Origin of the sequence: Micromonospora sp. NPDC048843 (assembly GCF_040649965.1) — a bacterium.
Taxonomy (GTDB): Bacteria; Actinomycetota; Actinomycetes; order Mycobacteriales; family Micromonosporaceae; genus Micromonospora; species Micromonospora hortensis.
Window position 1 is genome coordinate 56,575 of record NZ_JBEZGJ010000016.1, and the last position, 10,430, is coordinate 67,004.

At 70.6% G+C, this 10,430-nt stretch carries 9 protein-coding genes; 2 read left to right on the forward strand and 7 right to left on the reverse strand.

Annotation, left to right across the window (positions count from 1 at the left end; translation table 11 throughout):
• The first annotated feature begins 174 nt into the window (after positions 1-174).
• On the forward strand, positions 175-1,380 hold the full coding sequence (locus tag AB0C20_RS06510; protein ID WP_357188896.1) for an amino acid deaminase/aldolase: 1,206 nt from the start codon (positions 175-177) through the stop codon (positions 1,378-1,380).
• A gap of 50 nt (positions 1,381-1,430) precedes the next feature.
• Here the strand turns inward: AB0C20_RS06510 and AB0C20_RS06515 are convergent, their stop codons facing one another.
• On the reverse strand, positions 1,431-2,036 hold the full coding sequence (locus tag AB0C20_RS06515; protein ID WP_357188924.1) for a TetR family transcriptional regulator: 606 nt from the start codon (positions 2,034-2,036) through the stop codon (positions 1,431-1,433).
• A 226-nt stretch (positions 2,037-2,262) separates the two neighbouring features.
• Here AB0C20_RS06515 and AB0C20_RS06520 point away from each other — a divergent pair, with 226 nt between their 5' ends.
• A complete protein-coding gene (locus AB0C20_RS06520; RefSeq protein ID WP_357188894.1) occupies positions 2,263-3,579 on the forward strand; it encodes a D-arabinono-1,4-lactone oxidase in 1,317 nt (438 codons plus the stop codon).
• Between the two features lie 30 nt (positions 3,580-3,609).
• Here AB0C20_RS06520 and AB0C20_RS06525 read toward each other — a convergent pair whose 3' ends face one another.
• The 6 genes from AB0C20_RS06525 to AB0C20_RS06550 form a co-directional block, all read right to left on the reverse strand.
• Positions 3,610-4,710: a GDSL-type esterase/lipase family protein gene (locus AB0C20_RS06525; protein ID WP_357567526.1), complete on the reverse strand. Its 1,101-nt coding sequence runs from the start codon at positions 4,708-4,710 to the stop codon at positions 3,610-3,612.
• Positions 4,707-5,006 (reverse strand): hypothetical protein, encoded by a 300-nt coding sequence (locus tag AB0C20_RS06530; protein WP_357567527.1) that lies wholly within the window; start codon positions 5,004-5,006, stop codon positions 4,707-4,709. Before AB0C20_RS06530 ends, AB0C20_RS06525 begins: the two co-directional genes overlap by 4 nt.
• Positions 5,003-5,632, reverse strand: a complete 630-nt coding sequence (locus AB0C20_RS06535) for a TetR/AcrR family transcriptional regulator (protein ID WP_357188887.1) — start codon at positions 5,630-5,632, stop codon at positions 5,003-5,005. The genes AB0C20_RS06530 and AB0C20_RS06535 overlap by 4 nt, the downstream gene beginning before the upstream one ends.
• Before the next feature lie 142 nt (positions 5,633-5,774).
• Entirely contained in the window at positions 5,775-8,615 is a 2,841-nt protein-coding gene (gene topA / locus AB0C20_RS06540) for a type I DNA topoisomerase (RefSeq protein WP_357567528.1), read from the reverse strand.
• A gap of 442 nt (positions 8,616-9,057) precedes the next feature.
• A complete protein-coding gene (locus AB0C20_RS06545) occupies positions 9,058-9,819 on the reverse strand; it encodes a hypothetical protein (RefSeq protein WP_357188883.1) in 762 nt (253 codons plus the stop codon).
• Positions 9,810-10,349, reverse strand: a complete 540-nt coding sequence (locus tag AB0C20_RS06550) for a hypothetical protein (protein WP_357188881.1) — start codon at positions 10,347-10,349, stop codon at positions 9,810-9,812. The genes AB0C20_RS06545 and AB0C20_RS06550 overlap by 10 nt, the downstream gene beginning before the upstream one ends.
• Between the last annotated feature and the right edge of the window lie 81 nt (positions 10,350-10,430).

Sequence of the window (10,430 nt, forward strand, 5' to 3'; positions counted from 1 at the left end):
CCACGTGCCGGCCCATCGCTGGGCACCTCCGGTGCAACACTCTAGACCCGGTGGGGGCCACCCCCCGGGCGACATTCTCCTGCTCGCTGAGCCTAGGCCGCCGGGGGTACCGACCGCAGCCCGGACGTACGCGAGGGTATTTCGCATTCTCCGTCCGACAGTTAGCGTGCACACGTGGCCATCGAAAGCGACAAACTTCGCGAGCGCCTGGATCGGGCGACTGCCCACCTCGACCCCCCGTACGCGGTGGTCGACCTCACCGCCTTCGACGCCAATTCGGTCGCCCTGGCCGATCGCGCCGCCGGAAAGCCGGTCCGCCTCGCCAGCAAGTCGGTCCGCAGCCGGGAGTTGATCAGTAGAGCCCTCGCCCGGCCCGGCTGGCAGGGCGTGATGGCGTTCACAGTGCCCGAGGCGATCTGGCTGGTCCGCGCCGGCGTCAGCGACGACGTGCTTGTCGCGTACCCGAGCGCGGACCGGGCCGCCCTCGCCGAACTGGGCGCCGACCCGACGCTCGCCGCCGCGATCACCCTGATGATCGACAGCACCGGCCAACTCGACCTCATCGACGCCGTCGAGGCTCCGGGGCAGCGCGCCGAGCTGCGACTCTGCCTGGATCTGGACGCCTCCTGGCGACCGCTGCGTGGGGTGCACGTCGGCGTCCGCCGCTCGCCGGTGCACAGCGCGCGGGCAGCCGGCACGCTCGCCGCAGCCGTCGCCGGCCGGCCCGGCTTCCGGCTGGTCGGGCTGATGTCGTACGAGGCGCAGATCGCCGGCCTGGGTGACGCGCCGCCGGGCAAGACGCTGCTGGCGGGCGCGATCAGGCTGGCCCAGCGCGGGTCGTACCGCGAGTTGCTGGCCCGCCGTGGCGCGGCGGTCGCCGCGGTACGCGAGCACGCCGACCTGGAGTTCGTCAACGGCGGCGGCACCGGCAGCGTGGCCGCGACCAGCGCCGATCCCGCGGTCACCGAGATCACCGCGGGATCGGGCCTGTACGGGCCGACGTTGTTCGACGCGTACCGCGCCTGGCGGCCCACTCCGGCAGCGTTCTTCGCCTGCGCTGTGGTCCGCCGACCGACGCCGGAGCTGGCGACCGTGCTCGGCGGTGGCTGGATCGCCTCCGGTCAGGCCGCCGACAGTCGACTGCCCCGGCCGTGGCTGCCGGCGGGGCTGAAGCTGGTCGGCACCGAGGGCGCCGGAGAGGTGCAGACCCCACTGACCGGCCCGGCGGCGGCCGGGCTGCGCGTCGGCGACCGGGTGTGGTTCCGGCATGCCAAGGCAGGTGAGCTGTGCGAACGGGTCAACGAGCTGCACCTGATCCAGGGCGACGCGGTGGTGGCGACAGTCCCCACCTACCGAGGTGAGGGGCAGGCATTCCTCTGAGACCGGACAGCCACCCTCACCGCCGGCCGGAGCCCGCGCCCCACGCCGACTCAGGCGGGTTGGGGCGCCTCAGCCTGCTTGCCGACTGTGGGCCGACCGTTGTCCGGGCCGTCCACCTGGCGGTGCAGGTACTCCCGGATCAACGCCTTCGCCTCCAACAGCACCCGCTCGTCGCCCTCGGACTTGCGGCGGAACGCGAGCTTGATCAGCGCGTCCGCCGCCTCGACCGCGATCTCCAGCACGAAGCGCAGCTTGGGCACGTCGGTGAGCCCGAAACGCTCGGTGAGCACCCGGGCCAACTGGTCGGCGATCACGCCGTTGTTGTCCCGCTGCTCGTCGAGCAGGTGCAGGTCGACCACGTCGCCGAAGTGCAGGGTACGGAAGCCGGGGACGGTGCGGTGCATCGTGATGTACTCGTCGATGCCCGCGTCGACGCCGTCCCACCAGTGGGTCATCTCGTCGGAGGCGAACCGCTCGTCGAGGCGCTGGAGATAGGACTCCATGGTCCGCAGGGTCAACGCCTGCACGATCGCCCGCTTGTCCGGAAAGAACTGGTAGACCGACCCGATCGCCACCTCGGCCCGCTCGGCGAGCAGGGTGGTGGTCAGCCCCTCGTACCCCACCTCGTCGACGAGTTCGGCGCAGGCATCCAACATGCGCTGTACCCGCGCGACACTTCGACCTTGCACCGGTACGCGGCGCAGCGGCCCGGTCGTGGCGGCTGGTGTGGACACTCTGCGCCACCCCCCTTCGACGGATGAACATATCTCCACGTCACGAGTCCGTGACTACCGGTACAACGAGCGGATCGCAATTGCGGTATTTACCAGCTAGAACGTTCCTGATATGAAGTCAGTTCATATTCATGAATGAGGAGTGCGCATGGTCCGCACCGCACCGCTCGGGGCTGGATGGTCCAACTGGGCCGGGAACCAGCGTGGCAGCGCCAGCGCGATCCTGCGCCCCGGCTCGCCGACAGACGTCGCAGAAGCCGTCAGATCCGCCGCCGCCGACGGCGGCCGGATCCGGGTGACGGGCAGCGGCCACTCGTTCACCGCCGTCGCGCTCGCCGACGATCGTCGGATGGATCTGTCCGACCTGGACACCATGGTCAGCGTGGACGTCGCACACCGACTGGTCACGGTGCCGGCGGGCATGACCCTGCACACGCTCAACGGCCTGCTCGCCCGGCACGGCCTCGCGCTTCCCAACCTCGGCGACATCGACGCGCAGACCGTCGCCGGGGCGATCTCCACCGGCACCCACGGCACCGGAGCCGGCTACGGGTGTCTCTCCACCTTCGTCGAGGCGATCACACTGGTCACCGGCACCGGCGAGGTGCTGCGCTGCTCCGCCGACGAGCATCCCGACGTCCTCGCCGCCGCCCGGGTGTCACTCGGCGCGCTCGGCGTCCTGGTCGAGGTGACACTGCGCTGCGTGGACGCCTTCGTCCTGCGTGCCCACGAACGACCGGCCGAGCTGGCCAACGTGCTCGGCGAACTGCCCGAGCTGATCGGCCGGCACGACCACGTCGAGTTCTACTGGTTCCCGTACACGTCCCGGGTCCAGGTCAAGGCCAACGACCGGGTGCCCGCCAACGACCGACCGCTGTCCCGCTGGCGCGGCTGGATGGACGACGACTTCCTGTCCAACCGGGTCTTCGCCGGTGCCTGCCGACTCGGCCGGGCCGTGCCCGCGCTGGCCCCGGGGATCAGCGCGGTCTCCGCCCGCGCCCTCACCGAACGCCACTACACCGGACGCTCCGACCGGGTCTTCTGCACGCCGCGCCGGGTCCGCTTCGTGGAGATGGAGTACGGCCTGCCCCGCGAGGCGTTGCCCGAGGCACTCGCCGCGCTCCAGCGGATCGTGGACGGCCTGCCGTTCAAGGTGCTCTTTCCGGTGGAGGTGCGATTCACCGCCGCCGACGACATCTGGCTGTCGCACGGCTACGGCCGGGACAACGCCTACATCGCGGTGCACCAGTACGTCGGCATGCCCTACGAGCCGTACTTCCGGGCCTTCGAGCAGGTGGCCGCCGGGCTGGGTGGTCGCCCGCACTGGGGCAAGCTGCACTACCGCGACGCCGCCTCGCTGGCCACTGCATACCCCCGCTTCGCGGACTTCCAGGCCGTCCGTGATCGGCTCGACCCTGATCGCGTCTTCACCAACGCCCACCTGAACCACGTCCTCGGGGCCTGACGTCGGTACGCGCCATGGCGGTGACCAGCGCTAGAGCGCCAGGTCGTTCAGGTTCACCACGTCGGCCATCGCCTCCGCGCCCCTGTCGTTCAGGTGCATGCCGTCGCCGCTGTCCAGCGCCGGGTGGATGTGGTCGGGGGCGTGCGGGTCCGCGACAGCACTCGCCACATCGAAGACGGCGTCGAAGGCGTCCGTCGTACGGATCCAGTCGTTCACCTCGCGTCGGGTGCCGAGACCCGCCGGGGTGCTGATCTCCGGGCCGGCGCCCGCGAACGGGCCGATGGTGGCGACGACGATCCGCAGACCGGCGCCGTGGGCGCGGTCGGCCAGCGCACGGAAGCCCTCGACGAGGGCGTCGGCGGTGACGGGCGGCTCGCCCAACATGACCGGAAGACCGAGGTCGTTGATACCGAAGTGGACCAGGACGTGGGTCAGGGCGGGGATGGAGAGAACGTCACTGTCGAAGCGCGCCAGCCCGTGTTCGCCGACGCCGTCGCGCAGGAGACGGTTCCCGGCGATGCCCTGGTTGACCACCCATCCGCGCTTCAGACGCCGGTTGAGGACGTCGACCGAACGACGATTCGCGCTCGTCGTGGTGCCGACTCCTTCGAACCAGGAATCGCCGAAGGCAACGCCGACGGCGGTGTCCCGGGGGGCGAGCACGTCGACGCCCGCGAGGTAGAACCTCGCCTCGACCTGCTCGGCCCCCGGCAGTACGGACGACGTGACGTGATTGCCGCCGACTATCCGGGCGACTTCGGCCGGCTTGTGCGAATGGGTGGCCAGACCGGTCCGCTCCGGAAGGTAGAGGCTCAGCACGAGATCCGTGCCGGCCGCGACGGGGACGTCCACCGGGTCGGTGACAGCCTCCTCGCCCGCCGGGATGACGTGGCGCTCCGCGCCGTCGACGGTGAGGGCGACCCACCGACCGCCGACGGCGACAGTGGCAGCCCCGATGGTCAACGGAGTGCGGCCGTAACGGTTCGTCAGCCGTACCCGGAAGGCCTCCCCGCCGCCGGCCAGGTGCAGCACCTGACGAACGGTCTGGTCGGCGAAGCCACGGGGTTCGCTGAACTGGAGCTGCTCGTACGGACTGAGCAGCCCGGTGCGGAAACCGGCGGTCCAGATCATGGCTGGTCCAGGTCGGTAGTGGTGCCCTCCTCGATGCTGATCACCGAATCGATCAGGGAGAAGAACGCCTGAATGCCGGGCAGGTTGGCGCCTCGGCGGCGGGACTCGGCGTAGTCCTCGGACGAGCCCCAGAAGACGACGTCCAGCCACTCGTCGGCCGACAGCCGGATCAGTCGCGCGTCGAGGAAGCCGCCACGATCGGCCTGGAAGTCGCGCAGCATCGCCGGCCGCGCGGCCAGCAGGGCGTCAGCGCGCTCGGCGGGGACGCGAAAGCGGGTGATTTCGACTGTGGTCATCGTGCCTCGATCCGTTCGGGTTGGGAGCCGTTGACGCCCAGCATCTGCCGGAGCTGGGTCAGGAGGACATCGCGGAAGTCGGCGGGTGCTGGCGTGGGGTCGCGCTGGACGCGAAAGATGATCAGGCCGGCCAGCGCCGAGAGCAGGAGGTCCGTCACCACCTCGGCGTCGTGGGCCAGTGTGAACGCCCCCCGCGCGGCACCCTCCCGGACGGCGGCCAGGAAGAGCGCCCGGTACCGCTCCTGCACTGTGGCGCTGTAGTCGCGCAGCTCGTCGTCGCGCATCGCGGAGCGCCAGAACTCCACGAGCACCTGCCGGGTCTGCTCCGAGTTGTGCAGGCTCCGGTCGACAAGCGCGACGAGTCGTCGCCACGGATCGCCCTCGGCGGCAGAGACGGCCCGCAGGGCCTCCACCTCCCGGTCGGTGAACACCTGCATGGCCTCGATGACCATGTCTTCGCGGGAGCCGAAATAGGTCTGGAGGGTGCTGATCGCGACCCCGCCGGCAGCGGACACGTCAGCGAAGCGGGTGTTCTCGTACCCGCGTGTCGCCAGCACACCTGCCACGGCGTCGAGAACGGAGTCCCGCTTCTCCCCGCCCGCACGCCTCTTCCTGATCGTCGGCATGGACATACGGTACGGCGGTACCGGTCAGCGCGAGTAGGTTCCGGCCCGGGATGTGACCCACTCGACGTCAAGGGACGTCACCGACAGCAGAACACCCCGGCTTCACCGAAACCGGGGTGTTCAGACGCGAAAGGAACTGTCGCTACTCCGTGCTGGTCGCGGCCTTGCGCGGGGCGGCCTTCTTCGCCGGAGCCTTCTTCGCCGCCGTCGCCTTGGCCGTCGTGGTCTTCTTCGCGGCAGTGGACTTGCTGGCGGCGGCCGTCTTCTTGGTGGCCGTGGCCTTCTTCGCGGGCGCCTTCTTCGCCGCCGCCTTCTTCTTCGGTGCCGGGCCCTTCGCCCGCTTTTCGGCCAGCATCTCGGACGCTTCCTCGATGGTCAGCGCCTCGGGAGTCTGCCCGCGCCGCAGCGACGCGTTGAACTCACCGTCGGTGACATATGGGCCGAACCGGCCGTCCTTGATCACCATCGGCTTCTCGGTGGCCGGGTCCACGCCCATCTCGCGCAACGGCGGGGCCGCGGCTCGCCGTCCACGCGCCTTCGGCGCGGCCAGCAGAGCCAGCGCCTCGTCCAGACCGACAGTGAACATCTGGTCCTCGGACTCCAGCGACCGGAACTCCTCGCCCCGCTTGACGTACGGGCCGTAGCGACCGTTGTTCGCGAAGATCTCGACGCCGTCCGGCGCGACACCGATCAGCCGGGGAAGGCTGAGCAGCTTGAGCGCCTCCTCCAGCGTCAGCGAGTCCGGGGTCTGCGTACGCAGCAGCGACGACTTCCGCTCGCCGCTGGACACGTACGGGCCGAACCGGCCGGACTTGAGCACGATCGGCTCGCCGGTGCCGGGGTCGTCGCCGAGCTTGCGCTCGCCGCTGCCGCCCAGGAACAGCTCGTGCACCTTCTCCGGGGTCAGCTCGTCCGGGGCCAGGCCCTCGGGGATCGGCGCCCGGTCACCCTGGGAGCCGCCCTCCTCGCCCTCGCCCGTTGCCGCGGCCGGTGCCGGCTGCTCACCGCCGGGCAGCTCCCGTTGCAGGTACGGCCCGTAGCGGCCGACCCGCACGACGACCTCGCGGCCGTCGTCGTCGGTGAAGAGCGGGATGGAGTTGACGCTGCGGGCGTCGATGTCGCTGAGGTTCTCGGTGACCAGCTTCTTGAGCCCACCGGAACGGGCGATGTCCTGGTCGCCGGCACCGTTGGAGCTGCCGAAGTAGAACGCCGTGAGGAAGTCGACCGCCGCGTGGTCACCGCCGGCGATCTCGTCCAGCTCGTTCTCCATGGTGGCCGTGAAGTCGTAGTCGATGAGGCGGGGGTAGTGCCGCTCCATCAGCCCGATCACCGCGAAGGCCAGGAAGGTCGGGATCATCGCCTGGCCGCGCTTGGTGACGTACCCCCGGTCCTGGATCGTCTGCATGATCGACGCGTAAGTGGACGGCCGGCCGATGCCCAGCTCTTCCAGGGCCTTGACCAGCGACGCTTCGGTGTAGCGCGACGGCGGCTGGGTGTGGTGGCCCTGCGCGGCCAGCTCGTCGGCGGTCAGCGGCTGGTCCTTGACCAGGGTGGGCAGCCGGCGCTCGGCGTCCTCGGCCTCGGCGTTCTCGTCGTCGCTGGACTCGACGTAGGCGCGCAGGAAGCCCGGGTCGGTGATGGTCTTACCGGTCGCGCCGAAGTCGGCTTCCTCCTGCGAGGTGGAGACCGCCCGGATGCGCACCGACACGCTGGAGCCGACCGCGTCGGTCATCTGCGAGGCGATGGTGCGCCGCCAGATCAGCTCGTAGAGCTTGAACTCCTCGGCGGACAGCTCCTTGGCCACCTCGCCCGGGGTACGGAAGTTGTCCCCCGCCGGGCGGATCGCCTCGTGTGCCTCCTGCGCGTTCTTCACCTTGCCGGTGTAGCGGCGCGGCTCCGGCGGAACGCTGCGCTCGCCGTACAGCTCGACGATCTGTCGACGCGCCGCCGAGATGGCGGTCTCCGACAGGTTGACCGAGTCGGTACGCATATAGGTGATGTAGCCGTTCTCGTACAGGCGCTGCGCGGTGCGCATCGTCTGCTGCGAGGACAGGCGCAGCTTGCGGGCCGCTTCCTGCTGGAGGGTCGAGGTGATGAACGGCGCGTACGGGCGACGGCGGTAGGGCTTCTCCTCGACCCGGGTGACGGTGAACGGCCGCCCCTCCAAGCGGGCCGCGAGACCACGGGCCCCGCTCTCGTCGAGGTGCACGACGCCAGCGCCAGGCTTCACCCGGCCGGTGGTCGGCTCGAAGTCCTTACCGGTGGCGATCCGGTCACCGTTGAGCGCGATGAGGGTCGCGTTGAACGCACGCGGGCCCTCGCCGACGTTGGCCACCGCGAGGGTGGCCAGGATGTCCCAGTATTCGGCGGTGCGGAAGGCCATCCGCTGCCGCTCCCGCTCGACCACGATGCGGGTCGCCACGGACTGCACCCGGCCTGCCGAGAGCCGCGGCATGACCTTCTTCCACAGCACCGGGGAGACCTCGTAGCCGTACAGACGGTCGAGGATCCGGCGCGCCTCCTGGGCGTCGACCAGGTCGCGGTCGATCTCCCGGGGGTTGGCCACCGCCGCCTGGATCGCCGGCTTGGTGATCTCGTGGAAGACCATCCGCTTGACCGGGACCTTGGGCTTGAGCGTCTCGACCAGGTGCCAGGCGATCGCCTCGCCCTCGCGGTCCTCATCCGTCGCCAGGAAGATCTCGTCGACTTCCTTGGCCAGCTTCACCAGCTTGCTGATCTGCTGCTTACGGTCGGCGGAGACGACGTAGAGCGCCTGGAAGCCGTTGTCGACGTCCACCCCGAGCCGGGCCCAGGGCTCCTTCTTGTACTTGGCCGGCACGTCGGCGGCGTTGCGCGGCAGGTCGCGGACGTGACCGAAGCTGGCCTCCACGACGTACCCCGGGCCAAGGTAGCCCGAGATCGTCTTGGCCTTCGCCGGTGACTCGACGATGACCAGACGGGTGGTTCCAGCGTTGCTCGGCACGTCTCTCCCCGACCTCACTCCTGCTCGTGGTCTGCCGGCGCCCGGACAGCGACCGCTTTCGACCCCGCCGTCGCACCGGCGGTCCGGATGTCCAACGTAACGCGCCGCCCGCGTTTCGGGTTTCGCGGGCCGCAAACCGCTTCAAGGCGGCTGTCGACGCCACCCTGCCGCGCTCGGCACTGCCGGACGGCGCCACCGTACACCGTGGGTAGGGCTCGAAGCGGGTCACTGTGACGATGGCGGGCCCACGACCGAGGCCCGAGCCGCCCGTTTTCCGCCTGGATCGACCCGCCCGCTGTCCGGCACCGGACACCCGGCCGGCCCACCCCAGGGCCGCCGCCCAACCCCGTCGATCATGGACTTATGGTGGGCGCTTTAAGCCCGAACAGGCAATACGTCCCCCACCACAACTTCATGATCGACCCGGTGAAGGTGGGGTGGATCAGGTTGGCCAGGCGCCGGCCGGTGCTGCGGTCGGCGGCCCGCCGACCAGCTCGGCGAGGCGGGCCAACCGGCGGCGGCCGGTTATTCGGTACGCCGGGCCGCCCTCACCCGGGCCGAGCAGCGTCCCAGCCAGCCCCGCCGAGGCGAGCGCCACGCCCATCGGCTCCCAACACCCCTGATCGTCGGCGCCCAGCCGCAACAGGAAGCAGTCCGGAGGCTCCGGCATCCCGGCGGCGGCGAGCCACAGCCGCAACCGCCGGCCGGTCAGGTGGAACGCGGCCGGCGGGCGTTTCGTCGTACCGTGCAGCCAGGCGGCCGCGAGCGGCTTCAAGACCCGGGTGTACGACGTACGAACGGCGTGTCGCGCGCCCTCGGCCGGCTCCCAGCTCGCCGCCAGCCCACGCGACGCCAGTTCGGCGACGAGCACGTGCACCCGCCAGGCGGCGTCCACCTGCACCGAGAGCCGGGCGGTGCCGCCCATCCGGACCACCTCACCCGGCCCGGCGAGCAGCCCGGCCAGATCGGCGACTGTCGGTTCGGCCGCGTCCGCGCCGAAGAAGACAAGTTGCCGGTCCGCGTCGTCAGTTCGGGGTGGGCCGTTCTGGACTGCGCCGTCCTGCGACGGGCGGTTCTGCGACGAGCGGTTCTGCGGCGCGCCGCCGCGGCGTCGCCCGGGAGTGGGCGTGTCGGACTCGGGCGCGGGAAACAGCGCCGGGGGCGGCTGCGCCTTCCCGGTGTCACCGAGCCCGCTCAGCGACACTCCGGCACCTCGTCGAATGCCTGTTTCAACTCCTCGGAGTTGAGCTTGCTGGTGTCCAGCGCGCTGGCGTCGTACTCCGTGTTGAGGGTCTTCACGGCGGCCCGCACGCCGTCGTAGAAGGCCGTCGGCTCGCCGGTGCCCAAGCCGTCGATAGTGTCCCGGGCGCGACCGTACGCGTCCCGCATCTTCCCCAGGGAGCTGCGGAAACCGGCGGAGATGGCCTCGCCGTTCTCCGCCTCCGGGATACCCGCCTTCTCCACCTTGCGGCGCGCGGCCTCGCTGGCCTGCTCCGCCCCGTCGAAGAGCCGCACCAGGTTCTCCTTGGCCTGCGCCGGCGTGGTCTGCGCGGTCATCTGCTCGTCAGTGCTGCTGGTCAGCTTGTTGATCTCAGAGCGCCACGGGGTGAGGGCACCGCAGACCGAGGCCGCCCAGGCCCGTGGGCTGGGACCCCCGCCGCAGCCGGCGAGAACGACGATCGTGGCCAGGACCACCGTGAGCTTTCCGGCGGCAGACGCCCGGCACGTACGCATGCGTTGCAGCGTACGGCCTTTGGCCAGGTGTGGCATCGGGCCGGACGGCCGGGGTCCCCGGTCGACGGGCTACGTCGACCG

Coding starts and splice junctions, on each gene's coding strand:
- AB0C20_RS06515 (WP_357188924.1), bottom strand. CDS start 2,036: ATGTTGGATGCCTGCGCCGAACTCGTCGACGAGGTGGGGTACGAGGGG.
- AB0C20_RS06550 (WP_357188881.1), bottom strand. CDS start 10,349: ATGCGTACGTGCCGGGCGTCTGCCGCCGGAAAGCTCACGGTGGTCCTG.
- AB0C20_RS06520 (WP_357188894.1), top strand. CDS start 2,263: ATGGTCCGCACCGCACCGCTCGGGGCTGGATGGTCCAACTGGGCCGGG.
- AB0C20_RS06535 (WP_357188887.1), bottom strand. CDS start 5,632: ATGCCGACGATCAGGAAGAGGCGTGCGGGCGGGGAGAAGCGGGACTCC.
- AB0C20_RS06525 (WP_357567526.1), bottom strand. CDS start 4,710: ATGATCTGGACCGCCGGTTTCCGCACCGGGCTGCTCAGTCCGTACGAG.
- AB0C20_RS06530 (WP_357567527.1), bottom strand. CDS start 5,006: ATGACCACAGTCGAAATCACCCGCTTTCGCGTCCCCGCCGAGCGCGCT.